The sequence below is a fragment of the Pseudomonas sp. WMBT8 genome (genome assembly GCF_050916005.1).
Lineage (GTDB): Bacteria > Pseudomonadota > Gammaproteobacteria > Pseudomonadales > Pseudomonadaceae > Aquipseudomonas.
This window is the reverse complement of the sequence record NZ_CP188096.1, coordinates 1,556,784-1,581,196: the sequence shown is the minus strand read 5'-3', so window position 1 is coordinate 1,581,196 and position 24,413 is coordinate 1,556,784. Positions and strand designations below refer to the sequence as shown.

At 61.6% G+C, this 24,413-nt stretch carries 26 protein-coding genes; 13 read left to right on the top strand and 13 right to left on the bottom strand.

Features of this window, described 5'->3' with window-relative positions:
- Nucleotides 1-58 precede the first annotated feature (58 nt).
- Nucleotides 59-655 carry a tRNA-uridine aminocarboxypropyltransferase gene (locus ACO77H_RS07045; protein ID WP_432755193.1) on the bottom strand — a complete coding sequence of 199 codons (597 nt, stop codon included), beginning with the start codon at nt 653-655 and terminating at the stop codon, nt 59-61.
- Between the two features lie 2 nt (nt 656-657).
- Entirely contained in the window at nt 658-1,551 is an 894-nt protein-coding gene (locus ACO77H_RS07040; RefSeq protein WP_169955617.1) for a LysR family transcriptional regulator, read from the bottom strand.
- Nucleotides 1,552-1,838: 287 nt separating this feature from the next.
- Here ACO77H_RS07040 and speB point away from each other — a divergent pair, with 287 nt between their 5' ends.
- Complete coding sequence (gene speB, locus ACO77H_RS07035; protein WP_169955616.1) at nt 1,839-2,789, top strand: agmatinase; 951 nt, start codon at nt 1,839-1,841, stop codon at nt 2,787-2,789.
- Between the two features lie 53 nt (nt 2,790-2,842).
- Nucleotides 2,843-4,225, top strand: a complete 1,383-nt coding sequence (locus ACO77H_RS07030; protein WP_169955615.1) for a sodium:solute symporter — start codon at nt 2,843-2,845, stop codon at nt 4,223-4,225.
- Nucleotides 4,226-4,422: 197 nt separating this feature from the next.
- On the opposite strand, the gene ACO77H_RS07025 is transcribed toward ACO77H_RS07030, so the two are convergent.
- Nucleotides 4,423-4,545 (bottom strand): PA1414 family protein, encoded by a 123-nt coding sequence (locus ACO77H_RS07025; protein ID WP_003210728.1) that lies wholly within the window; start codon nt 4,543-4,545, stop codon nt 4,423-4,425.
- Nucleotides 4,546-4,684: 139 nt separating this feature from the next.
- Nucleotides 4,685-5,578 carry a putrescine utilization regulator PtrR gene (gene ptrR, locus ACO77H_RS07020; RefSeq protein ID WP_432755192.1) on the bottom strand — a complete coding sequence of 298 codons (894 nt, stop codon included), beginning with the start codon at nt 5,576-5,578 and terminating at the stop codon, nt 4,685-4,687.
- 101 nt (nt 5,579-5,679) lie between these two features.
- On the opposite strand from ptrR, the gene ACO77H_RS07015 reads away from it, so the two are divergent.
- On the top strand, nt 5,680-6,843 hold the full coding sequence (locus tag ACO77H_RS07015) for a YbfB/YjiJ family MFS transporter (RefSeq protein WP_432755191.1): 1,164 nt from the start codon (nt 5,680-5,682) through the stop codon (nt 6,841-6,843).
- Here the strand turns inward: ACO77H_RS07015 and ACO77H_RS07010 are convergent.
- Together ACO77H_RS07010 and ACO77H_RS07005 are read right to left on the bottom strand one after the other, a co-directional pair.
- A complete protein-coding gene (locus ACO77H_RS07010; protein WP_169955612.1) occupies nt 6,833-7,240 on the bottom strand; it encodes a DUF2177 family protein in 408 nt (135 codons plus the stop codon). The genes ACO77H_RS07015 and ACO77H_RS07010 overlap by 11 nt on opposite strands.
- 66 nt (nt 7,241-7,306) lie before the next feature.
- Nucleotides 7,307-8,143, bottom strand: coding sequence for a CvfB family protein (locus ACO77H_RS07005; protein ID WP_038446825.1), 837 nt, complete (start codon nt 8,141-8,143; stop codon nt 7,307-7,309).
- A gap of 334 nt (nt 8,144-8,477) precedes the next feature.
- On the opposite strand from ACO77H_RS07005, the gene ACO77H_RS07000 reads away from it, so the two are divergent.
- The 3 genes from ACO77H_RS07000 to ACO77H_RS06990 all read left to right on the top strand — a co-directional run bounded on the left by ACO77H_RS07000 (nt 8,478) and on the right by ACO77H_RS06990 (nt 10,529).
- The gene (locus tag ACO77H_RS07000; RefSeq protein WP_007946007.1) at nt 8,478-8,657 is read left to right on the top strand and encodes a hypothetical protein; all 180 of its coding nucleotides are present in this window, start codon (nt 8,478-8,480) and stop codon (nt 8,655-8,657) included.
- 216 nt (nt 8,658-8,873) lie between these two features.
- Complete coding sequence (locus ACO77H_RS06995) at nt 8,874-9,596, top strand: TorF family putative porin (RefSeq protein WP_169955611.1); 723 nt, start codon at nt 8,874-8,876, stop codon at nt 9,594-9,596.
- 66 nt (nt 9,597-9,662) lie between these two features.
- Nucleotides 9,663-10,529, top strand: a complete 867-nt coding sequence (locus tag ACO77H_RS06990) for a DUF6279 family lipoprotein (protein ID WP_432755190.1) — start codon at nt 9,663-9,665, stop codon at nt 10,527-10,529.
- A 15-nt stretch (nt 10,530-10,544) separates the two neighbouring features.
- On the opposite strand, the gene ACO77H_RS06985 is transcribed toward ACO77H_RS06990, so the two are convergent.
- The 3 genes from ACO77H_RS06985 to ACO77H_RS06975 all read right to left on the bottom strand — a co-directional run bounded on the left by ACO77H_RS06985 (nt 10,545) and on the right by ACO77H_RS06975 (nt 13,589).
- Nucleotides 10,545-11,354: a copper resistance protein B gene (locus ACO77H_RS06985; RefSeq protein ID WP_432755189.1), complete on the bottom strand. Its 810-nt coding sequence runs from the start codon at nt 11,352-11,354 to the stop codon at nt 10,545-10,547.
- Between the two features lie 10 nt (nt 11,355-11,364).
- Nucleotides 11,365-13,101, bottom strand: coding sequence for a copper resistance system multicopper oxidase (locus ACO77H_RS06980; RefSeq protein ID WP_432755188.1), 1,737 nt, complete (start codon nt 13,099-13,101; stop codon nt 11,365-11,367).
- Nucleotides 13,102-13,199: 98 nt separating this feature from the next.
- The gene (locus tag ACO77H_RS06975) at nt 13,200-13,589 is read right to left on the bottom strand and encodes a transcriptional regulator (protein WP_169955607.1); all 390 of its coding nucleotides are present in this window, start codon (nt 13,587-13,589) and stop codon (nt 13,200-13,202) included.
- Nucleotides 13,590-13,744: 155 nt separating this feature from the next.
- Here ACO77H_RS06975 and ACO77H_RS06970 point away from each other — a divergent pair, with 155 nt between their 5' ends.
- Nucleotides 13,745-14,020 carry a hypothetical protein gene (locus ACO77H_RS06970; protein ID WP_170043270.1) on the top strand — a complete coding sequence of 92 codons (276 nt, stop codon included), beginning with the start codon at nt 13,745-13,747 and terminating at the stop codon, nt 14,018-14,020.
- 48 nt (nt 14,021-14,068) lie between these two features.
- Here the strand turns inward: ACO77H_RS06970 and ACO77H_RS06965 are convergent, their stop codons facing one another.
- Entirely contained in the window at nt 14,069-15,415 is a 1,347-nt protein-coding gene (locus tag ACO77H_RS06965) for a DEAD/DEAH box helicase (RefSeq protein WP_169955605.1), read from the bottom strand.
- 193 nt (nt 15,416-15,608) lie between these two features.
- On the opposite strand from ACO77H_RS06965, the gene ACO77H_RS06960 reads away from it, so the two are divergent.
- Entirely contained in the window at nt 15,609-16,907 is a 1,299-nt protein-coding gene (locus tag ACO77H_RS06960; protein WP_169955604.1) for a mechanosensitive ion channel family protein, read from the top strand.
- Between the two features lie 120 nt (nt 16,908-17,027).
- Here the strand turns inward: ACO77H_RS06960 and ACO77H_RS06955 are convergent, their stop codons facing one another.
- The 3 genes from ACO77H_RS06955 to ACO77H_RS06945 all read right to left on the bottom strand — a co-directional run bounded on the left by ACO77H_RS06955 (nt 17,028) and on the right by ACO77H_RS06945 (nt 19,160).
- Complete coding sequence (locus tag ACO77H_RS06955; RefSeq protein ID WP_128593759.1) at nt 17,028-17,897, bottom strand: carboxylate/amino acid/amine transporter; 870 nt, start codon at nt 17,895-17,897, stop codon at nt 17,028-17,030.
- A gap of 203 nt (nt 17,898-18,100) precedes the next feature.
- A complete protein-coding gene (locus ACO77H_RS06950) occupies nt 18,101-18,700 on the bottom strand; it encodes an FMN-dependent NADH-azoreductase (RefSeq protein ID WP_169955603.1) in 600 nt (199 codons plus the stop codon).
- Nucleotides 18,701-18,845: 145 nt separating this feature from the next.
- Entirely contained in the window at nt 18,846-19,160 is a 315-nt protein-coding gene (locus ACO77H_RS06945; RefSeq protein WP_169955602.1) for a 3-phosphoglycerate kinase, read from the bottom strand.
- Between the two features lie 49 nt (nt 19,161-19,209).
- Here ACO77H_RS06945 and ACO77H_RS06940 point away from each other — a divergent pair, with 49 nt between their 5' ends.
- The 5 genes from ACO77H_RS06940 to aqpZ all read left to right on the top strand — a co-directional run bounded on the left by ACO77H_RS06940 (nt 19,210) and on the right by aqpZ (nt 24,297).
- Nucleotides 19,210-20,133: a LysR family transcriptional regulator gene (locus ACO77H_RS06940; protein WP_169955601.1), complete on the top strand. Its 924-nt coding sequence runs from the start codon at nt 19,210-19,212 to the stop codon at nt 20,131-20,133.
- Nucleotides 20,134-20,147: 14 nt separating this feature from the next.
- Complete coding sequence (locus ACO77H_RS06935) at nt 20,148-20,951, top strand: alpha/beta fold hydrolase (protein WP_170043269.1); 804 nt, start codon at nt 20,148-20,150, stop codon at nt 20,949-20,951.
- Nucleotides 20,952-20,954: 3 nt separating this feature from the next.
- A complete protein-coding gene (locus tag ACO77H_RS06930; RefSeq protein ID WP_432755187.1) occupies nt 20,955-21,515 on the top strand; it encodes a peptidylprolyl isomerase in 561 nt (186 codons plus the stop codon).
- A gap of 80 nt (nt 21,516-21,595) precedes the next feature.
- Nucleotides 21,596-23,428 carry an ABC transporter ATP-binding protein gene (locus ACO77H_RS06925; protein ID WP_169955598.1) on the top strand — a complete coding sequence of 611 codons (1,833 nt, stop codon included), beginning with the start codon at nt 21,596-21,598 and terminating at the stop codon, nt 23,426-23,428.
- A 167-nt stretch (nt 23,429-23,595) separates the two neighbouring features.
- The gene (aqpZ, locus tag ACO77H_RS06920) at nt 23,596-24,297 is read left to right on the top strand and encodes an aquaporin Z (RefSeq protein WP_169955597.1); all 702 of its coding nucleotides are present in this window, start codon (nt 23,596-23,598) and stop codon (nt 24,295-24,297) included.
- Nucleotides 24,298-24,413: the final 116 nt, after the last annotated feature.

Here is a 24,413-nt window from a genome sequence, read left to right as displayed (position 1 = left end):
GCAACGCGGTCAATGTGGGAGCTGGCTTGCCAGCGATGGCCCCACCTCGGTGCCCCTGCTAGTCACCCCCATGATTGCGCTGGAAAACCTCTTTCCCCATCGCCGCAATCTGCCCCTCGATCAGCGCCTCGAACGGCCGCAACAAGGGCTCGAATGACTGCGGCGCCTCCAGCACCTGCAACGCCTGCACGATCGCCTCCACCGTCGACAGCGCCCCCGGCCCCGGTGCCTTGCGCAGCCGGTAGCGGGACACGGCCCCTTCAGCCAGCGTCACCCGTGGCAACGCCGCCAGCAGCGGGTTGAGGTGCAGCAACTTGCGCGCCTTGCGCCAGGTGCCGTCGGGCACCACCAGCAGCAACGGCTGGCTGGATGGGCTGTAGGCCTGCAAAGGCTGCGCATCCTCGGCGGGAAACAGCAGCCGCGCCTGATAGCCCGGCGGGTTGAGCAAGGTCTGCAAGTCTTCGAATATTTCACCTACCACCAGTTGCGCATTCACCAGGCCCAACGCGGCCAGGCGTGCGGTGTTGAGCGCATGGTTGACCTCGCTGGGATGCTGCAACAGCAACACCCGGGTGCGGCTGTCGAGGCGCGGGATCAGTGCGCACAGGCAGTGGGTGGTTGGCCGCAGGCAGCGGGGGCATTGGGGTCTGGACATGTTCAGGCCTGATTGAGCTGTGCTTTGAGTAAATCGCGGAAGGTCTGGATCAACGGCTCGCGGCTGCGCCCACGGCGCATGATCAGCGAAAACGGCGCCTGGTAGCCAAAGGTCGCCGGCAGCAGCACCCGCAAGTCGCCCTTGTCGGCCCAGGCCTGGGCGTAGTGTTCGGGCAAATAGCCGATGTAGGCGCCGGACAGCACCAGGATCAACTGCGCCTCCATACTTTCTACGGTGGCGGCGCTGTGCTTGAAGCCGTGGCGCGCCAGTTCCGCCTGGCTCCAGTAACCGCGCCCGACCATGCGTTGCTGGGTGATCACCTGCTCCGGAATGCGCCTTTCGCTGAACAGCGGATGCCGCGAGCTGCAATAGAGCCAGTGCTGTTCGCGGTACAGCGGCATGTAGACCAAGCCGCTCATGCGGTTGGAGAAGGCGCCGATGGCGAGGTCCAGGCGATTGTCCTGCACCCCCAGTTGCAGTTCGTAGGGGCTCATGACCGATAAGTGCAGATGCACCGCCGGGTGCTCAAGGCTGTAGGCGCCGATGACTTCGGCGAATGGCAGGGCCTTGTCGCTGACCGTGGAGTCGAGCACACCCAGCTTGAGCGTGCCGCGCAGTTCGCCCTTGAGCGCCGCCGCGTATTGCTCGAAGCCCTCCAGTTCGCCCAGCAGGCGCAGGGTCTCCTGGTGAAACAACTCACCCTTGCTGGTCAGGCTGAAGCCGCCACGCCCGCGATGGCACAACACCAGGCCCAAGGCGCCTTCCAGCTGGCTCATGTAGGTGCTGATGGCCGAGGTCGACAGGTTGAGCTCGTGCTGGGCACTGGCAAACCCTTGGTGGCGCACCACGCTTGCGAAGATGCGCAACAGTTTCAGGTCGGGCAAGGCGCTGGCCATGGAACCTCCAGGCAAAAAATCGGCTGACAGGCCCATTCCCTGTAGGAGCGAGCTTGCTCGCGAAAAACCTGAGAGCGCCGCGTACATTCTGAATGCCCGCGTAATCGTTAACGTTTTTCGCGAGCAAGCTCGCTCCTACAGGGAACAGGGTTTGCAACCCGGTGGAGTCTACCCCAGGCATTAGTTCAGAAAAATCTGAACTAAGTATTTCCCCACAGCGATTCTTCCCTTGTCTGGCATTTCGCAGAATCGACCCCTGATAACCACAACAACGATGAGGCCCTGCCGTGGACAAGATCTTTCACCAACCACTGGGCGGCAACGAAATGCCGCGCTTTGCCGGCATCGCCACCATGATGCGCCTGCCCCACCTGCAAACCGCCGCCGGCCTGGATGCGGCCTTTATCGGCGTGCCCCTGGACATCGGTACTTCACTGCGCGCCGGCACCCGCTTCGGGCCGCGTGAAATCCGCGCCGAATCGGTGATGATCCGCCCCTACAACATGGCCACCGGCGCTGCGCCGTTCGACTCGCTGTCGGTGGCCGATATCGGCGATGTGGCGATCAACACCTTCAACCTGCTGGACGCCGTGCGCATCATCGAAGAGTCCTACGATGAGATCCTCAAGCACGATGTGATCCCGCTGACCCTGGGCGGCGACCATACCATCACCCTGCCGATCCTGCGGGCGATCCACAAGAAGCACGGCAAGGTCGGGCTGGTGCATATCGATGCCCACGCCGACGTCAACGACCATATGTTCGGCGAGAAAATCGCCCACGGCACCACCTTCCGCCGGGCCGTCGAAGAAGGCCTGCTCGATTGCGACCGCGTGGTGCAAATCGGCCTGCGCGCCCAGGGCTATACCGCCGAAGACTTCAACTGGAGCCGCAAACAGGGGTTTCGCGTGGTCCAGGCCGAAGAGTGCTGGCACCACTCCCTCGCGCCGTTGATGGCCGAAGTCCGGGAGAAGGTCGGCGGTGGCCCGGTGTACCTGAGCTTTGACATCGACGGCATCGACCCGGCCTGGGCGCCGGGCACCGGCACCCCGGAAATCGGCGGGCTGACCACCATCCAGGCGATCGAGATCATCCGTGGCTGCCAGGGCCTGAACCTGATTGGTTGTGACCTGGTGGAGGTTTCGCCGCCCTACGACACCACCGGCAACACCTCGTTGCTGGGCGCCAACCTGCTGTACGAAATGCTCTGCGTACTGCCGGGCGTCACGCACCGCTGATGTAGCGCGCTACCTGATCAGTCAATAAAAACAATAACTGGAGAAGCGCCACCATGGCCCTGGATCTGTTCGTCGTACTTATCTACGCCGCCGGCATGCTTGTGCTCGGCTATTTCGGCATGCGCCGGGCCAAGACCCATGAAGACTACCTGGTCGCCGGGCGCAACCTGGGGCCGACGCTGTACATGGGCACCATGGCCGCGACGGTGCTGGGCGGCGCGTCCACGGTGGGCAGCGTGCGCCTGGGCTATGTGCATGGCATTTCCGGTTTCTGGCTGTGCGCGGCGCTGGGCACAGGGATCATTGCGCTGAACCTGTTTCTGGCCAAACCCTTGCTCAAGTTGAAAATCTTCACCGTGACCCAGGTCCTGGAGCAGCGCTACAACCCCACGGCCCGCCAGGCCAGCGGCCTGATCATGCTGGCCTACGCGCTGATGCTGGCGGTGACCTCGATCCTGGGGATTGGCACCGTATTGCAAGTGATGTTCGACCTGCCGTTCTGGGCTGCCATCCTGCTGGGCGGTGGCGTGGTGCTGGTGTATTCGACCATCGGCGGCATGTGGTCGCTGACCCTGACCGATATCGTACAGTTCGTGATCAAGACCGTCGGCCTGATGTTTATCCTGCTGCCGATCTGCCTGTACCGCGTAGGCGGCTGGGATGAGCTGGTGGCCAAGCTGCCGGCGGCCAGTTTCAGCTTCACCAGCATCGGCTGGGACACCATCATCACCTACTTCATGATCTACTTCTTCGGCATCCTGATCGGCCAGGACATCTGGCAACGGGTATTTACCGCCCGCGACGCAAAGGTCGCCCAGTATGCGGGGACCTTCGCCGGTTTCTACTGCATCCTCTACGGCCTGGCCTGCGCCCTGATCGGCATGGCCGCCCACGTGCTGATCCCGGACCTGGACAACGTCAACAACGCCTTCGCCGCCATCGTCAAACTGTCGTTGCCCGATGGCCTGCGCGGCCTGGTGATTGCGGCGGCCCTGGCGGCGATGATGTCCACCGCCAGCGCCGGCCTGCTCGCCGCATCCACCGTGCTGACCGAGGACCTGCTGCCGCGCCTGCGCGGCGGCAAGCAGTCGAGCCTGAACATCAACCGCCTGTTCACCCTGCTGACCGGCTGCGCCGTGCTGGCTATCGCCCTGGTGGTCAGCGATGTGATCAGCGCACTGACCCTGGCCTATAACCTGCTGGTCGGCGGCATGCTGATTCCATTGATCGGGGCGATCTACTGGAAACGTGCCACTACCGCGGGCGCGATCAGCGCCATGGCATTGGGGTTTGTCACATCCCTGGGGTTCATGATCAAGGATGGTTTGGAGGCAAACACACCGATCTACTACAGCCTGGGCGTGAGTGTGGTGAGTTTTGTGCTGGTGAGTGTGCTGTCGCGTCGGCCAGAGGTGGCGGCGGCCGACGCAGCCTGAGTGAAGCTGGCTTGAGCGGGTGCGATAAACATCAAACAAAAAATGGGAGCGGGCTTGCCCGCGATTACGGTAGGTCAGTCAAACTTTCAGTGACTGATTTAGCGTAATCGCGAGCAAGCCCACTCCCACATCGAATCTGCGGTGTTGCGTGGTCCTACAACCGCGCTCAAACCCTGTGTCTGAGCGCTTTTACGGACTTACCTGCGACGCGGGCGGCGCTGTTCGTCATCGGTGCGGATTGGCACCGGTTGCAGCGGTGGCTCGATCAAGCCGAGTGCGACGCCGAGGTCGTGCAGCCAGTTTTGCAGTTTTTCTTTCATGGTGCCCCCTTTGAGGGTAGTGCCGAGCAGCTGGAATTCTGTGGCTGCTTCCTACAGATAGTAGTACTAAGTCCTACGCAATGCTTGCCTGAAACCGCAACGAACCATTACTGAATTGATACAAATCCTGACGGGGTGGTCAGGCAATCGCTTGCGCCTGCTGTTCTGGACGCGTCTTGCCCGCTTGCTGCAGGTCAATCCACGCGTTGAGATTAGCGCCGAGCATGCCCTTGCGCCACATCAGCCAGGTGGTGGCATGGGCAAATGGCTCGGCCAGGGGGTGGATCGACACACTGTCCTTGCCCGGCAGACTGTCGAGCATCGACTCGGACATCAACGCGACCCCGGAACCGGCGATCACGCACGCAAGCATGCCTTGATAGGACTCGATCTCGATGGCCCGGCCCATGGCCACGCGATCGTGGGAAAACCACGCCTCCAGGCGCGCCCGATAGGAACAACTGCGTCGGAAGGTGAACACCGCGCGCCCGGCCACATCCTGCGGGCCGCGTACCGGTGGGTGGTCCGCCTCGCAAATCAGCAGCAAACGTTCCTCGCACAATGGCACACCATCCAGGGTCGCCAACGCCAGCGGGCCATCCACCAATGCCGCATCCAGGCGCCCGGTGATCAGGCCCTCGAGCAGCTCGCCACTGGGCGCCGACTGCACTTGCAGGTTCACCATCGGGTAAGCCTTGTGATAGCGCGCCAGCAGTTTTGGCAAATGGATCGCGGCGGTGCTGTACATGCTGCCCAGCACAAAGTCCCCGGCCGGCTGCCCGCCCTGCACGGCGCCGTGCGCTTCATCATGCAGGGCCAACAGCCGCGTGCTGTAGTCGAGCAGCACCTTGCCCGCGGGCGACAGTTGCAGGCGCTGGCGCTCGCGCACGAACAACTCGACACCCAATTGCTCTTCCATTTGCTTGAGCCGGGTCGAAAGGTTCGACGGCACCCGGTGCAGACGCTCTGCAGCACGGGTGATGGAGCCCTCCTCGGCCACGGCCTGGAAAATACGCAATTGGCTGAACTCCACGACCATTCTCCTTAACTGAACAAGTTACTCAGTATTATTCATTTTTACTGAACAACAATCCACCTTAACCTGGGGTCATCGCTTCTGCAGGAAGGTGCCCCATGTCTCCCCTGATCCGTTTACTCGCCAGTTTTATCGCCCTGATGATGGCCATGGGCATTGGCCGCTTCGCCCTTACCCCACAGATGCCGCACTTGCTCAGCGAAGGGCAAATCGACCTGACCGAGGCCGGGCTGATCGCCGCAGCCAACTACCTGGGCTACTTCGTGGGGGCCGTGGACTCGATGTTCGCGCGCAGTCATCACCACATACGCGGGCGGTTGCTCGGCGGGTTGTGGTTGTGTGTGCTGCTGACCCTGGCGTCGTTCTGGGCCAACGGCTTCTGGTCGCACCTGCTGCTGCGCTTTGGCACGGGCGTGGCCAGCGCCTGGGTGCTGGTGATGATTACCGGCCTGAGCCAACCCCTGGCGATTGCCGCCGGGCGCCCGCGGCTGGGCGCATTGGTGTTTGCCGGGCCGGGGCTGGGAATCCTGCTGACGGGATTGCTGGCACTGGCCTCCAACCTGCTGGGCAAGGATTCGGCGACGCTGTGGCTGGTGTATGGCGTGGTCGCTCTGGGCATGTTGCTGGTGATCCTGCCATTGCTGCCCAAGCCGCACAGGGAGGCGCTACAAAGCAGCGCCGCTGCCGGGCGCAACGCCAGCATCATGCATCTGGGCTGGGTTTACCTGCTGTATGGCCTGGGCTACATCATTCCCGCCACCTTCCTCTCGCAAATGGCCAGCGCGCAGTTCAAGGGCGCCTGGCAGGCAGACCTGTTCTGGCCATGCTTTGGCTTGGCGGCGGCCCTGGGCGTGTTGCTGGTCAGCCTGCGCAAGCCCAACCCCGACACCACGCGCTACTGGTTGATGGCCACACTATGGCTGCAAGCGGCTGGCGTCTTCGCGTGTTTGTTGGGCAATGGCGTGGGTTTGGCCCTGGGCGTCGTGCTCTGCGGGCTGCCGTTCCTGGCGTGCATGCAACTGGTGATGCAACGCCTGCGGGAAATCGCGCCGCACGCGGCGCAACGCGGCACGGGGTTGCTGACGGCGTGCTTTGCCCTGGGCCAGTTGAGTGGGCCGTTGCTGGCCTCGTTAAGCAGTCACCTGAGCGGCGGCTTGCAACCGGCGCTGATGGTAGCGGGTAGCGGCCTGATACTGGCCGGCGCATTGCTGCTTCGACCTGCCCGGGCACTGATTGATTGCCGGGCGCGGGTCAGCCGCTGACGCGGCGCGCCGCGCCGTACCCCAACGCACAACAGGCCGCCGTGAGGCAGGTGCCCCACGCCATGTCCATCAATGCAAGGCCCGCAGACCAGCCTTGCAAGGTCGCCCAGTTGCTCAGGTCATAGGTGCCATAGGCGACCAACCCGAGCAACGCGCCCAGGCGGGCGGCCCGTTGCCAGCCACCACTGGCCAGCGCCGGCACCACCACAAAGGCTACACAGCCCAATGCATAAAGGAAGTAGAACAGCGCCGCCGGCAGCCATCGCGGTTGTTCAAGCATCAGCGGCCCCAGCAAGGCCTTGTAGGTCGGCCCCATCAACACGCCAAGCCAGAGGCCATCAAGCACCAAAAAAGCCAATAACGTACCGAGGTAAGCAAACACGACTTTTTTGCCCATGACGACAACCTACTGTAGGAGCCGGCTTGCCGGCGATAGCGACTCCCACCCAAGAGCAGCTTGCAGTCAGCTTAGTTCAATGCGATCGGCATGAATCACGATCTGACCCTGCTTATACAGCGCACCAATGGCCTTCTTGAAGTTGCCCTTGCTCACGCCAAACAAGTTGCTGATCACGGTCGGATCGCTCTTGTCGCTGACCGGCAGGCTGCCGTTGTTTTCACGCAACTTGGCGAGGATCTTCGAGTTCAGGCTGGACGCCGCTTGCTCGCCGACCGGCTGCAGGCTCAGGCTGATATTGCCGTCGGCGCGGATTTCCTTGATGAAGCCCTTCTCTTCCTTGCCCGGACGCAGGAACTTGAACACTTCGTTCTTGTGGATCAGGCCCCAGTGCTTGTTGTTGATAATTGCCTTGAAGCCCATATCAGTGGCTTCGGCAACCAGCAAGTCGACTTCCTGGCCCACGGTGTAGTTGGCCGGCGTCTTGTCCAGGTAACGGTCCAGGCGCGCGGTGGCGGTGATGCGCTTGGTGTGTTTGTCGAGGTAGACGTGCACCACACAGTATTCACCGGCGGTCAGTTGGCGCTTTTCCTCGGAGTAAGGCAGCAGCAGGTCCTTGGGCAGGCCCCAGTCGAGGAACACCCCGATACTGTTGACTTCGACCACTTTCAGGCTGGCAAACTCACCCACCTGCACTTTTGGTTTTTCAGTGGTGGCGATAAGTTTGTCATCGCTGTCCAGATAAATAAAAACGTTAAGCCAGTCTTCATCTTCACTGGGAATATCTTTGGGAATATAACGATTGGGCAAGAGGATTTCGCCATCTTGCGCACCGTCCAGATACAAACCAAAGTTAGTGTGTTTAACCACTTGCAAACTGTTGTAGCGCCCGACTAAAGCCATTTCCAATACCCTCATTGCGTGGGCGGCATTCTACCCGAGTTGAAGGCGGCGGTCCCGTGTCCGGGCGCGCAACCCTGAAAAATCGCGGGTTTGCCGGGCAGTTGTGGGCAATTGCCCCGCTCGTCAGGTCAAGCCCGAGCTGTGCAGCAATGGCCAGGTGCTGTTTTTACCCATGGTTTCTATTTAAAACAGCGAGTTAGGGCCTTCGATCAAAGACCAACTTCGGGCTTTTATAATAGCGCAGCTTATTCCTGGGAGATATTTACCAAGCAATTGTCAAGCTTTTCATGTACGATGCCTGGCCAAGTTAATTTTCTACAGGTTAGTGGCCGCCATGCGCGTAAAAGCATCCAACAGCAAAGCAAAGCCAGCTCCCGCCGTTGAAACCAGCGAATCGATCAACAACCAAATCGCCGCGTTCCTCAAGTCCGGTGGCGAAATCCAGCAGATCGCCAAGGGCGTGAGCGGCCAGACTTTCGGCCCGTCCAAGCAGATCACCCTGGGTAAAAAGTAAGCGCGCAGCCGCCTACGCACCCCACCTGGTCCCTAAGCGCCTTGCCATCAAGGCGCTAGGACTAGAGCAAGCAACCTCCCCCTGACACACATTCAACTGCGCCAATCGACGAACGGGCCTCAACCCCGGACTTTCGCCGGTATGCTTGCACACCTCTAGAACGGGCGTTTGCCCGATTCCTTCGGTTACTGCTCCTCGCTTTTCATGGAGTGACGCATGCTCAAGCCCTGCATATTCCTGGTCAGCGCCCTGCTCGCCAGCCCCCTCGCCCAAGCGCAGGTTTTCCAGCGTGAACTGGGCGACTTCGACTTGAAACTGGGAACCACCCCCAGCCGCAGCATGGCCCAGGGCCTGGTCAAACCCACCGCTCCGGGCAGCAACTCGTTCCACGGCGGCCTCGACCTCACCCACGCCAGCGGCCTGTATTTCGGCCAGTTTTCACCGAGCATGGGCCTGTCGCCCGCCAGCAACCTCGAAGTCGATTCCTACATGGGCTTCAAGCGCCCGTTCGACCAGACCCTGGGCTATGAGCTGGGGATGATTCACTACAGCTACCCCAAGCTCAGCCCCCTCGACAGCCAGGAGTTCTACGGCGGCCTGAACCTGCTGGGCAATCGGTTTGGCGTGTCACTGGGCAACGACCCCGACCGGCGCGACAGCACCCTGTTTGCCGACCTGGGCGGGACCCAACCCTTCGGCATTGGCGTGAGCATGAAGTACACCACTCATCAGTTGGGCGCCCCAGCCTCGGTGGAGGGCGGCTCAATCCGCAGCTTCAGCGACTGGTCGGTGAAATTCTCGCGGCCATGGATGGGCATGGACCTGGACCTGATTTACAGCGACTCCAGCCTCAACGGCAGCGACTGCTCGGCCTACTCCGGACACAATTCGCAATGTGATGGCCTGTTGACCCTAAAGGCCGAGCGGTCGTTTTATTGATGGGCTGAACTGTCACGCCCCCGGCGGGTTCAGATGAACATCCCTGGTCTGTGCAAGGACTCGCCCATGCTGCGTCGGTTAAGAATCCTGGTGGCCTTGCTGGCCCTGAGCGTCCTGCTGGCCGGCTGCAATCGCGTGGGCCTGGCCTATCGCAATCTCGATGTGATCATCCCATGGACACTCAACGACTACCTGGACATGAACGCCGGGCAGAAAAGCTGGTTCAACGACACCCTCAAGGAACACCTGGCCTGGCACTGCACCACCCAATTGCCCGGCTACCTGGACTGGCTCGACCGCCTGCAACAGATGGTCGACAACCATCAAGTCAGCGATGCCGCCCTGCAAACCCGCACCCTCGAAGCCAAGCAGGCAATCGCCGACGTCGCCCGGCAGATTACCCCGTCAGCCATCGAGTTGCTGCGTGGGCTGGATGAGCAGCAGGTGCGCGAGATGGATCAAGCGCTGGCCAAGGACCTGCGCAAACGCCAGGACGAATACCTCAAGCCGCCCTTGGAACAGCAGATCAAGGACCGCAGCGAGCGCATGAGCGAACGCCTGAATGCCTGGCTTGGCCCGTTGAGCACCAGCCAGCAGGAGCGTGTGCGGGCCTGGTCCACCGCCCTCGGTGCGCAGAACCAGCAATGGATCGGCAACCGCGCCCATTGGCAGGCGCAGTTCATCGCGGCAGTCAATCAACGGGCCAATAGCGATTTCCCGCGCAAGATGGAGCAACTGCTGGTGGACCGTGAAAGCCTGTGGACGACGGACTATCGCCAGGCCTACGCCCAGACCGAAGCGGCGGCCCGCAGCCTGCTGGTGGACTTGATGGCCGAAAGCACCGTGCAGCAACGCCAGAAGCTGGTGCAGCGGATCGATAAGGTGCGCAGCGACTTCCAGTCACTCAAGTGCCTCAAGGGCAGCGCGGCCTAGGCGACTGCAGCGCCCTCAGAACCACAGGCGCACGCCCAGGACCCAGCGCACTTCGCTGCGGTCCTCGCCCTCATCCCTGGCGTATTCGGCCGTCTGGCCATAGGCGCGATTCCAGGTCACGCCGACATAAGGGGCAAACTCGCGGCGGATTTCGTAACGCAGCCGCACCCCGACCTCGGTGTCCGCAAGGCCGGAACCAATCCTTCTCTGAGGGTCGTTTTTCCCGTAGACGTTGGCCTCGGCGGTGGGCTGCAGCACCAGGCGATTGCTCAGCAAAATGTCGTAGTCGCCCTCCAGCCGCGCGGCAGTCTGGCCACCTTCACCGACAAACAGCGTGGCCTCGGCCTCGAAGTTGTACAGGGCCATGCCTTGCAGGCCCAGCGCCGCCCAACTCTGGCTGTCGCCCGGCTTGAAATCCTGGCGCATACCGGCCACTACATCCCACCAGGGGCTAATGGCGTGGCCCCATAACGCCTGGACCTCGGCCTTTTCGGTATTGCCCTTGGCGCGCTCGCCCTCGCTGCGCAGCCATAGGCGATCGATATCCCCGCCGACCCAACCCTTGGCATCCCAGCTCACGGCATGGCCATCGCCGGCCCCCTGCCATTCCAGCTGGTTGATCACAAACAGTGAGTTGAGGGCGCTGTCATGCACCACATGCCCACCCGGCGCGTCGTACACCGCTGCGCGGTCGGCATCGGTCAGCAGCGGGATCGGCGTGCGGCTCTGGCTGGGCGGCGTCATGCCGTGCATCTGGCTGTGGGCCAGCGCTACGGGGGCGAATGTCGTAATCAGCAGCGCAACGCGGCGAAATAGAGGGTTCATGCTCGGCTCCTCACTCTTGCACCCGGACTTCACGGAACATGCCCATTTCCATGTGGTACAGCAGATGGCAGTGGAAGGCCCAGCGCCCCAGGGCATCGGCCGTCACCCGGTAGCTGCGGCGGGAACCTGGCGGCATATCGATGGTGTGTTTGCGCACCATAAACTGGCCGTTTTCGTCTTCCAGGTCGCTCCACATGCCATGCAGATGGATGGGGTGGGTCATCATGGTGTCGTTGACCAGCACCAGCCGCACGCGCTCGCCATAGGTCAGCCGCAGCGGCTCGGCATCGGAGAACTTCACCCCGTCGAAGGACCAGGCGAACTTCTCCATATGCCCGGTCAGGTGCAACTCGATGGTGCGGCCGGGTTCGCGGCCATCGGGGTCGGCAAAGCTGCTGCGCAAGTCGGCATAGGTCAGGACCCTGCGCCCGTTGTTGCGCAGGCCCATACCCGGATCATCGAGCTTGGGTGAGGTGCTCATGGCCTGCATGTCCACCAGCGGGTTATTGGTTTCGCTGGCCGGGTGGCCTTGCATCGGCATCGCCATCCCTGCCATTGCGCCGTGGTCCATGCCGGGCATCGCACTGTGGTCCATGCCAGGCATAGCCCCCGTGGCACCGTGATCAATGCCGCCCATGCCCATGTCGTCCATGGTCAACCAGGGGCGCGGGTCCAGCGCGGGAACCGGCGCCCGCAAGCCCGGCTGGCGGCTGAGAGTGCCGCTGGCGTAGCCGGTGCGGTCCATGGATTGGGCGAACAGGGTGTAGGCGGCGGCGCTCGGTTCGACGAGCACGTCGTAGGTCTCGGCCACGGCGATGCGCAACTCGTCCACGCGGATCGGTTTTACCGGCTGGCCATCGGCAGCCACCACCGTCATCTTCAGGCCCGGAATACGCACATCGAAGTAGGTCATGGCCGAACCGTTGATCAACCGCAGACGGATCTTCTCACCGGCGCGAAACAGCCCGGTCCAGTTTTGCGCAGGTGGCTGGCCGTTCATCAAGAAGGTGTAGGTCGCGCCGCTGACATCCGCCAAGTCCGTGGGATTCATCTTCATTTGCGCCCACATCAGACGGTCGGCAGCGGTGGCCGACCAGCCCTTGTCGGCCACATCCTTGATGAAGTCGCCCACGGTGGGTTTATGGAAGTTGTAGTAATCGGACTGTTTCTTCAGCGTCTTCATCAGGCTGGCGGGATCTTCATCGGTCCAGTCCGTGAGCATCACCACATAGTCGCGCTGGTAGGTGAAGGGTTCCGGCTCCCGCGGATCGATCACCAGCGGCCCATAGACCCCTTGTTGCTCCTGGAACCCGGAGTGGCTGTGATACCAGTAGGTGCCGTGCTGGTTGACCTTGAACTGGTAGACATACACCCCGCCCGGCTCGATCCCCTTGAAACTCAGGCCCGGCACGCCATCCATATTGGCCGGCAGGATAATCCCATGCCAGTGGATCGACGTCGGCTGCGCCAGGCGATTGCGCACGCGCAGGGTCACGGTATCGCCTTCACGCCAGCGCAGCAGCGGGCCCGGCAGGCTGCCGTTGATCGTCAGCGCGGTGCGCACGTGGCCGGTGATATTGACCGCAGTCTGGCCGATAGACAGCTCGAACTCGCGGCCCGCCAGCACACCTGGCTCCCCGGGGCTGGCCAGGGCCCAGACCGGTGGCCGCCACAGGCCTGCACCACCCAGCAGGCCGGCCGCAGCCAAGCCTTTGACGAAGGTTCGTCGAGAAGTGTTGGAGTGCATGCCGATTCCATTCCCGTCAATTGAATGACCGCAGAGTAGGGACCGGCGCCTGTCAGTTGGCTTAGCGCCAGATTACCTATTTGACAGTTTGCGCGTGCTCAGGCGATCTGCGCCTTGGAGGCCACCACCTCGAACGTCGCCGGGTCCAGCGCGTCAGCCTGCTCGTCCAGCACCTGGCGCGGATGATTGTTACCCGGGATGGAGCTGTCGATCAGCGCCAGCAGCCGCGCACCCAGCGGCGTCAAAATGAAGTTCTCACCGTTGCCGCCCTCATCCTCGGGCCGGGACTCGATAAAGCCGCGCTTGAACAACAATGCCTCGTAGTCGGCGGCAGTCTTCTTCAGCGCATCAAGGTCACCGTTGAACTCACCCGCCGTGGCCTTCTCGGCGGCTTCCTGTTCGGCATATTTGCGCGGGGCAAAGCTGCCCTCGCCGTTTTGCACTTCATGCAACAGACGTTCGATCAGATCCCAATTGTAAGTGCTCATCCTCAATCCTCCTGCAGGCACACCGGCTGGCTGCCTTCAAAGGTTGTGACCTGTGGGTGCGGGCGCCGTTCAGCCGGGTCGACGGGCGTGATTGCACTGAACTTTTCGCCGGCCGGTGCCCTCAACCGGGTATCACCGCCAAGGAGGTCTACCCCATGAAAACCCTGATGCAACTGGCTGTCGCCGCCACCCTGTTGAGCGCCTTGCCCGCCTGGGCCTGTACCCCGGAAGAAGCCACGCAAAAACGCGAACAACTGGCCAAGGAGGTCAGCACCCTCACCCAGCAGAACCCGACCAAGGCCAAGGAAATCAACGACGAACTGCAGCAGATGGACCTGGACACCGAAAGCGCGAAGTTTCCGGACAAGTGCCAGTTGATCGAGGCGCGGCTCAAGGAGTTGAAGGAAGCGGCGGCCAAGGCGAAAAACTGAGGGCATAAAAAAACCGGACATTGTCCGGTTTTTTAGTGCGCTGGCGTATTACTCGGCAGCCGGCGCTTCTGGCTTGCGGCGCTTGAGCGGCGCCATGCCGTCCTTGCTGACCAACGACAGGTTGTCGGTCTTCGGCCGGTTGGCGATCTTGCGCTTGGTCGGCGACTTGGCGCCGGTTTTCTTCTTGTCGCCCTTGGCGTCGACCTTTTTCTTCTTCACGCCCACGGCCTTGCCCGAGGCCTTGACCTTCTTCGGCCCGGTGTAGGTGCCTTTGACTTCCTTGATGGTGCGGCGCTCGAACGACTGCTTGAGGTAGCGCTCGATGCTCGACATCAGGTTCCAGTCGCCATGGCAGATCAGCGAGATGGCCAGGCCATCGTTGCCGGCACGCCCGGTACGGCCGATACGGTGCACATACTCGTCGCCGCTGCGTGGCATATCGAAGTTGATCACCATGTCCAGGCCTTCGACGTCCAGGCCGCGCGCGGCGACGTCGGTGGCCACCAGGATCTTCACGCCGCCCTGCTTGAGGCGGTCGATGGCCAGCTTGCGGTCCTTCTGGTCCTTCTCACCGTGCAACACAAACGCCTTGTACTCCTGAGCCACCAGGCGCCCGTAGATACGGTCAGCCATGGCCCGGGTGTTGGTGAACACGATGGCCTTCTGATAGGTCTCGTTGGCCAGCAGCCAGTTGAGGATCTGCTCTTTGTGCACATTGTGGTCAGCGGTGATGATCTGCTGACGGGTAGTCGAGTTCAGGTCGCTGACGTTATTGACCTGCAGGTGCTCGGGGTTGTTCAGGACCTTGGCGACCATCTCGCGCAGGGTCGAACCGCCGGTGGTGGCGGAGAACAGCATGGTCTGCTGGCGGTTGACGCATTCTTCGACCAGGCGCTGAACATCGTCGGCAAAGCCCATGTCGAGCATGCGGTCGGCTTCGTCGAGCACCAGCACTTCGACTTCCTTGAGGTCCAGGTTGCCGGCGTTCAATTGCTCGATCATCCGCCCTGGGGTGCCGATCAGGATATCCGGGACCTTGCGCAGCATGGCGGCCTGCACCTTGAAGTCTTCGCCACCGGTGATCAGGCCGGACTTGATGAAAGTGAACTGCGAGAAGCGCTCCACTTCCTTCAAGGTCTGCTGGGCCAGTTCGCGGGTAGGCAGCAGGATCAGGGTCTTGATGCTGACGCGGACCTTGGCCGGGCCGATCAGGCGATTGAGGATCGGCAGGACGAAAGCGGCGGTCTTGCCACTCCCGGTTTGAGCCGTCACCCGCAGGTCACGCCCTTGGAGCGCGAGCGGGATGGCCGCTGCTTGCACAGGCGTAGGCTCGACAAATTTAAGCTCGGCCACGGCTTTGAGCAGGCGTTCGTGCAGGGCGAATTGGGAAAACACGGGTGCTACCTCGAAGAAATACAAAAAATCAGCTGCATAGGGTAACGGTTTCGGGCGCTCAGGCCGAGTTTCTTTACGCGAAGTGGGCCAATCAGGTGGTTTTTTGTCAGGTGATTTGTCTGCCTGCACAACTTTGCAGCACTTAAATGCTCTAATCGCCCCGTCATGTCTTACAGAAGAATCGCGTTAAACCATGGATATCAAACAGCTCTGGCTCAACGTCCAAGACCTCTGGGGTGCCTTGGACCAACACCCGCTGCTGCATTCAAGCCTGGCTTTGCTGGTGCTGTTGGTGGTGGCCCTGCTGGTCGGACGGGTGGCACGCTACCTGATCCTGCATGCCGTCAAGTTGCTCGGCCGCCAACCTGCCCTGCATTGGCTCAATGACCTGCGCCACAACAAAGTCTTCCACCGCCTGGCACAGATGACGCCGTCGCTGGTGATCCAGTTCGGCCTGCACCTGGTGCCGGAATTGAGCAAGACCAGCGCGCTGTTCATCGGCAACGTGGCGCTGGCGTTCACCATCCTGTTCCAGGTATTGGCCATGAGCGCCCTGCTCAACGCCCTGCTGGATATCTACGCCCGCACCGAACATGCCCGCACGCGCTCGATCAAGGGCTATGTGCAACTGGCGAAAATGGTGTTGTTCGTGTTTGGCGCGATCATCATCGTCGCAACCTTGATCGACCGCTCGCCGCTGTTGCTGCTGTCGGGGTTGGGTGCGATGTCGGCGGTGATCCTGTTGGTGTACAAGGACACCTTGTTGTCGTTTGTCGCCAGCGTGCAATTGACCAGCAACGACATGCTGCGAGTCGGCGACTGGATCGAAATGCCCCAGGTCGGCGCCGATGGCGACGTGGTGGACATCACCTTGCATACGGTCAAGGTGCAGAACTTCGACAAGACCATCGTCTCGATCCCCACCTGGCGCTTGATGTCCGAGTCTTTCAAGAACTGGCGCGGCATGCAGGCCTCGGGCGGGCGGCGGATCAAGCGCAGCCTGTTTATCGACGCGGCCGGCGTGCGTTTCCTGCGTGACGATGAAGAAGTGCGGATGACCCAGGTCCACCTGCTGACCGACTACATCAGCCGCAAACAGGCAGAATTGAAAGCCTGGAACGAAGCCCAGGGCCACAGCGCGCAACTGTCGGCCAACCGCCGGCGCATGACCAACCTGGGCACCTTCCGTGCCTATGCCCTGGCTTATCTGAAGAGCCATCCGGATATCCAGCCGAACATGACCTGCATGGTGCGCCAGATGCAGACCACCTCCCAGGGCGTGCCGCTGGAAATCTACTGCTTCACCCGCACCACGGCGTGGGCGGATTACGAGCGGATCCAGGGGGATATTTTCGACTACCTGCTGGCGGTGCTGCCGGAGTTTGGCTTGAGCCTGTACCAGCAACCGAGTGGCAACGACCTGCGGGCCGGAGTACTGCCGGCGGTGTTGGGTGCCAGCCATTTGCCGGCGCCGGAGAAGGCTACGCTCTAACCAGGCGCGAAGCTGCCCCCTGTGGGAGCGGGCTTGCCCGCGATAGCGGTGTGTCAGTCAACACAGCTGTTACTGATCGTCCGCTATCGCGGGCAAGCCCGCTCCCACCTTTGGGAACGATCATTGCCGGCAGAGTGGCGCCGGGCGAATCCCCAACCGGCTGATCCACACTGCCGCCACAATCACCGCCCCGCCCAGGAACAACCGCCCCAGCGGCTCATGCTGATTCCAGATCAGCAGATTCAGCAGCAACCCCACCGGCACATGCAGGTTGTTCATCACCGCCAGGGTGCCGCCATTGACCAGGCACGCGCCCTTGTTCCACCAGTACAAACCCAAGGCGGTGCTGACCAGGCCAAGAAACAGCAGCACACCCCATTGCAACGGCGCTTCGGGCAGGAAGTTGGCCTTGCCGAACAGCAGGAACGCCGGCAATACCACCGCCAACGCCCCCAAATAGAAGTAGCCAAAGCGCCGGTAGTGCGGCAGGTCGCTCGGGTGCCGCGCCACCAGGCGCCGATACAGCACTTGCCCAGCGGCGTAGGTGAAGTTGGCCAGTTGCAGCAGCAAAAAGCCCATGAAGAAGTCCGGGTTGATCTGGTCAAAACGGATCACCGCCGCCCCCGCTACCGCCACCAGCGCGGCGATCAGCGCCCAGGGGTTGAAGCGCCGGTTCAGCGCGTCTTCGATCAGGGTCACATGCAACGGCGTGAGGATGGTGAACAGCAGCACCTCCGGCACCGTCAACACGCGAAAGCTCAAATACAGGCACACGTAGGTCACGCCGAACTGCAACGCGCCGATCAGCAGCATGCCGCGCATGAACGCAGGCTCCACCGAGCGCCAGCGGGTCAGGGGGATAAACACCAACCCAGCCAGCAGCACACGCACCAGCACGGCGAAGTAGCTGTCGACATGACCGGCCAGGTATTCGCCGATCAAGCTGAAGGAAAACGCCTGGATCAGGGTGACAATCAGTAAGTAGCCCATGTGCGCCTCATATTTGAATGGGCGCGACATTAGCGTCTTTCACGGCGGGGCGAAACTCGGGGCAAAAAAAACCCGACCTCGCTAAAGCGCCAGTCGGGCAGGAGCACTCAGGAGCAACGAGCGCAAAGGGAGGTTCGATACGCGTACTTGAAGGGTTGCGTGGAGCTATAAAAACATCGCGCGATTATCTGGCGATTAACGCTTCAGGCAACTTGTGCCAGCAGGGCCTTGGCATGGTTCACGCCCTTTTCCTGGAAATCGCCACCCAGGTTCACCCCTTCGGCATGAATGAAGGTCACATCATGGATGCCGATAAACCCCATGACCTGGCGCAGATACGGTTCCTGGTGATCGCTGCTCGCGCCGGTGTGGATGCCACCACGGGCGGTCAGCACAAAGGCGCGCTTGCCGGTCAACAGGCCCTGGGGGCCGGTGGCGGTGTACTTGAAGGTCACGCCGGCACGCAGCACATGGTCAAGCCAGGCCTTGAGGGTGCTGGGGATGGCGAAGTTGTACATCGGCGCGGCCATCACCAGCACATCGGCGGCCAGCAACTCGTCGGTCAGGTGGTTGGAACGATCCAGGGAAGCCTGCTCGTCGCTACTGCGCTGCTCGACCGGCTTCATCCAGCCACCCAGCAGGTTCGCGTCCAGGTGCGGCACCGGGTTGACAGCCAGGTCGCGCACGGTGATCTGATCGGCCGGGTGGGCCGCCTGCCATTGGCTGATGAACTGTTGGGTCAACTGGCGGGAGATAGAGTCCTGCTGGCGGGCGCTGCTTTCGATGATCAGAACGTTGGACATGGCTTTGTAAGCTCCATCGGTAATTGCTGTAAGTCGATGGAGTGAAGGTTAAACAGAGCCCGTTCGATAAAAAAGCGCAAAAAACTGCTATAACCCATCTATAAAGTTGTTTATAAGCGGAGCATCGTCAGTGCTCCGCAGCACCTTACTTGGGTTCGCAGGTCAGCTTGATCCGCATCTTGATAATCGCGCGGCTGAACTTGACCGTGGTGTTGGTGCTTTTGCCGGCGGGGACCGTGACCTTGCGCACCCGCGCTGGCTCCGGGCCATTGGTAAACGCGACCGTACACGCAGCGTCATTGCTGCCAAAGTTACTGAGCTGGATGGAGCTGATATCGCCGTCCACATCGGAGGCGTTGTAATCGATGCTGACCCCTTTGATCGACTTTGACACGTCGATCGGATAGGCAAACGCGCTCAACGGCAACAATGCCAGCACTACACAACAGAATTTTCTCATTCGGCAGTCTCCAATAAGGACCGCCAGCTTAGGACAAGAGGAGCTCATCTTGAAAGCGCCCCGCGTGACCCTTGATCAATGGCGCACGTTGCAAGCCGTGGTCGACCATGGCGGCTTCGCCCAGGCGGCCGAAGTGCTGCACCGCTCGCAATCCTCGGTGAGCTACACCGTGGCCCGCATGCAAGACCAACTGGGCGTGCCCCTGTTGCGCATCGATGGGCGCAAGGCCGTACTCACCGACGCCGGCGAAGTGCTGTTGCGTCGCTCCCGGCAACTGGTGAAAAACGCCAGCCAACTGGAAGACCTGGCCCACCATATGGAACAAGGCTGGGAAGCCGAAGTACGCCTGGTAGTCGATGCCGCCTACCCCAACGCCCGCCTGGTACGCGCCCTCACCGCCTTTATGCCGCAAAGCCGTGGCTGCCGTGTGCGCCTGCGCGAAGAAGTGCTGTCGGGTGTCGAGGAACTGCTGATCGAAGGCGTGGCCGACCTGGCGATCAGCGGCTTCAGCATCCCCGGCTACCTGGGCACGGAAATGAGCGACGTGGAATTTGTCGCCGTGGCCCACCCCGAACATCCGTTGCACCGGCTCAACCGCGAATTGAGCTTCCAGGACCTGGAAAGCCAGATGCAAGTGGTGATCCGCGACTCCGGTCGCCAGCAACCGCGGGACGTCGGCTGGCTCGGCGCCGAACAGCGCTGGACCGTGGGCAGCCTGGCCACCGCCGCCACCTTCGTCGGCAGCGGCCTGGGGTTTGCCTGGCTGCCCCGGCACATGATCGAGCGCGAACTCAAGGAGGGTGTGCTCAAGCAACTGCCCCTGGAGCAAGGCGCCAGCCGCCACCCGACGTTCTACCTGTACTCGAACAAGGACAAGCCCCTGGGCCCGGCCACGCAGATTCTCGTCGAACTGCTGCGCACCTTCGACACCGCACCGCTGGACGCACCCTTTGCCGCTCCCCGGCAAGCCTGACACGGAGTTCACCGATGGCCTATTTCGAACATGAAGGCTGCACCCTGCATTACGAGGAATACGGCCACGGCGAGCCACTGATCCTGATCCACGGCCTGGGCTCCAGTTGCCAGGATTGGGAGCTGCAAATACCGGTATTGTCCCGGCATTACCGCCTGGTGGTGCTGGATGTGCGCGGTCACGGGCGCTCCGACAAGCCCCGGGAGCGCTACAGCATCGCCGGTTTTACCGCCGACCTGGTGGCGCTGATCGAACACCTGCAACTGCCCGCCGCCCACGTGGTAGGCCTGTCGATGGGCGGGATGATCGCCTTCCAACTGGCGGTCGACCAACCGCAGTTGCTCAAAAGCCTGTGCATCGTCAACAGCACACCCGAGGTCAAGGTGCGCAGCGCCGATGATTATTGGCAATGGGCCAAGCGCTGGAGCCTGGCGCGCGTGCTGAGCTTGAATACCATCGGCAAGGCGCTTGGCGACCGGTTGTTCCCCAAGCCCTCACAGGCCGACCTGCGGCGCAAGATGACCGAACGCTGGGCAAAAAACGACAAACGTGCTTACCTCGCCAGCTTCGATGCGATTGTGGGCTGGGGGGTGCAGGAACGACTTTCGCGGATTACCTGTCCAACCCTGGTCATCAGCGCCGACCACGACTACACCCCGGTGGCGCAAAAACAAATCTATGTAAAACTGCTGCCTGATGCGCGGTTGGTGGTGATTGCGGACTCACGTCACGCGACACCGCTGGACCAACCCGAGACCTTCAATACAACCCTGCTCGATTTTCTCAAGACCGTCCAAACCACTTCCCAGGATCACTGACCCATGCTGAAAAAAATCGCCGTTTTTGCCGGTTCTGTTCTGTTTGCTGCCAACCTGATGGCGGCGGACGCCAAGGCACCGCATGTCTTGCTGGACACCAGCTTTGGCAAAATCGAAATCGAACTGGACCCGGTCAAGGCGCCGATCTCCAGCAAGAACTTCCTGGAATACGTGAAGAGTGGTTTTTATACCAACACCATTTTTCACCGTGTGATTCCAGGCTTCATGGTCCAGGGCGGTGGCTTCACCTCGCAAATGGTCCAGAAAGACACCAAGGACCCTATCCGCAACGAAGCCAGCAACGGCCTGCATAACGTGCGTGGCAGCTTGTCGATGGCCCGGACCTCCAACCCCAACTCGGCCACCAGCCAGTTCTTCATCAACGTTGCCGACAATGCCTTCCTCGACCCAGGTCGCGATGCCGGTTACGCAGTCTTCGCCAAAGTCGTCAGTGGCATGGACGTGGTGGACCAGATCGTCAACTCGCAGACCACCACCAAGCAAGGCATGCAAAACGTGCCCGTCGATCCTGTGCTTATCAAGTCGGCCAAAATCATCGACTGATCGACAGGAGTTCCGCGCGCCGCCCACAAGGCCGCGCGCGTATTCAACAAGGAGAGCCCGCCCGGCGGGCGTCAGACCTAATGCTCTATCGTCGTTTTGAACAACTGATCGATATCTTCCGCGACGCTCCCAGCGCGGCACCTCCCGATAAAGTCCTGCCCTTCTACCTCTATTACCTGCGCCAGGTCTGGCCGTGCTTTGCCGCGCTGCTGGTGGTGGGCCTGATCGGCGCGCTGATCGAGGTGGCGCTGTTCAGCTACCTGAGCCGCATCATCGACCTGGCCCAGGGCACGCCGCCGGCCAATTTCTTCCAGATCCACGCCACCGAGTTGATCTGGATGGCCGTGGTCGCCCTGCTGCTGCGCCCGATCTTCGGCGCCCTGCACGACCTGCTGGTGCACCAGACCATCAGCCCCGGCATGACCAGCCTGATCCGCTGGCAGAACCACAGCTATGTGCTCAAGCAGAGCCTGAACTTCTTCCAGAACGATTTTGCCGGGCGCATTGCCCAGCGCATCATGCAGACCGGCAATTCGCTGCGTGACTCGGCCGTGGCCGCCGTCGATGCCATCTGGCACGTGGCGATCTATGCCATCAGTTCCCTGGTGCTGTTCGCCGAGGCCGACTGGCGCCTGATGATCCCGCTGGTCACCTGGATCATTGCCTACAGCCTGGCGCTGCGCTACTTCGTGCCACGGGTCAAGGAACGCTCGGTGATTTCCTCCGAGGCGCGCTCCAAATTGATGGGGCGCATCGTCGATGGCTACACCAATATCACCACCTTGAAACTGTTCGCCCACACCCAGTCCGAGCAGGAGTACGCCAAGGAAGCGATCATCGAGCAGACCGAAAAAACCCAGTTGGCCAGCCGCGTGGTCACCAGCATGGACGTGGTCATCACGACCATGAACGGCCTGCTGATCGTCACTACCACCGGCCTGGCCCTGTGGCTGTGGACGCAATCGCTGATCTCGGTCGGCGCCATCGCCCTGGCGACCGGCCTGGTGATCCGCATCGTCAACATGTCGGGCTGGATCATGTGGGTGGTCAATGGCATTTTCGAGAACATCGGCATGGTCCAGGACGGCCTGAAAACCATCGCCCAGCCGCTGGCGGTAATCGACCGCGAGAACGCCCCGCGCCTGCGCGTGCCCCACGGCGAAGTGCGCTTCGAACAGGTGGATTTCCACTACGGCAAGAGCAGCGGCATCATCAGTGGCCTGAACCTGGTGATCAAGCCAGGGGAAAAGATCGGCCTGATCGGCCCGTCCGGTGCCGGCAAGTCGACCCTGGTCAACCTGCTGCTGCGCCTCTACGACCTGCAAGGCGGACGCATCCTGATCGACGGCCAGGACATCGCCGAAGTGGCCCAGGAAAGCCTGCGCGAACGCATCGGCATGATCACCCAGGACACCTCGCTGCTGCACCGCTCGATCCGCGACAACTTGCTGTACGGCAAACCCGATGCCACTGACCAAGAGCTCTGGGAAGCGATCCGCAAGGCGCGTGCCGATGAATTTATCCCGCTGCTGTCGGACGCCGAGGGCCGCATTGGCCTGGATGCCCATGTGGGTGAGCGCGGGGTGAAACTCTCCGGCGGGCAACGCCAGCGCATCGCAATCGCCCGGGTCCTGCTCAAGGACGCACCGATCCTGATCATGGACGAAGCCACTTCGGCCCTGGACTCGGAAGTGGAAGCGGCCATCCAGGAAAGCCTGGAAACCCTGATGCAGGGCAAGACGGTAATCGCCATCGCTCACCGCCTGTCCACGATTGCTCGAATGGACAGGTTGGTGGTCCTGGAAAAAGGCCAGATCGCCGAAAGTGGCAGCCATGCGCAATTGCTGGCACATGGCGGCCTGTACTCGCGATTGTGGCAGCACCAGACCGGAGGATTCGTGGGTATCGACTGATTCTGGACTACTAACCGCGCGATCAATTCCGAACAATTCTGACAGTTTTTTCTAACTCGCTGGCCGTGTATCACAATCCTGCTGTACTGCAATCAGGGCCCAGGGAGGGCCCTGACATCAGACTGCAGGGAAGCCTCACCGACCAGTTGATTTAGAAGGACGCGTTCATGTCTCTGTTCAAACGTTCCGTTACAGAAGGGTTAGGTACGTTTTGGCTGGTGTTGGGTGGTTGCGGGAGTGCGGTTCTGGCCGCAGCGTTCCCCGATGTCGGAATCGGCCTGCTGGGTGTCTCGCTGGCATTCGGGCTTACCGTACTGACCATGGCATTTGCCATTGGCCATATCAGCGGCTGCCACCTCAACCCGGCAGTCACCGTGGGCCTGGTGGTCGGCGGCAGGTTTTCGGCCAGGGAAATGCCAGCGTATATCGTCGCGCAAGTCATTGGCGGCGTAGTGGCAGCGGCCCTGCTGTACTTCATTGCCAGCGGCAAGCCGGGTTTTGAACTGGCTTCGGGCCTGGCATCCAATGGCTACGGTGAACACTCGCCGGGCGGGTATTCGATGGCGGCTGGGTTTGTCACCGAACTGGTGATGACCGCGATGTTCGTGCTGATCATCCTCGGCGCCACTGACCGTCGCGCACCGGCTGGCCTGGCACCCATCGCCATTGGCCTGGGGCTGACACTGATCCACCTGATCTCCATCCCGGTCACCAACACCTCGGTCAACCCGGCCCGCAGCACCGGCCCTGCGCTGATTGTCGGCGGTTGGGCGATCCAGCAGCTGTGGCTGTTCTGGCTGGCGCCGATCCTTGGCGCAGTGATCGGTGGCATCACCTACCGTTGGTTGGGCAAAGAAGAAACCGCCTGATCCAACAGTATTGACCCACCCTGTGGGAGCGAGCTTGCTCGCGAAAAACCTGAGGGCGCCGCGTTTATCCAGAATGAACGCGGTGTACTTGAGTTCTTCGCGAGCAAGCTCGCTCC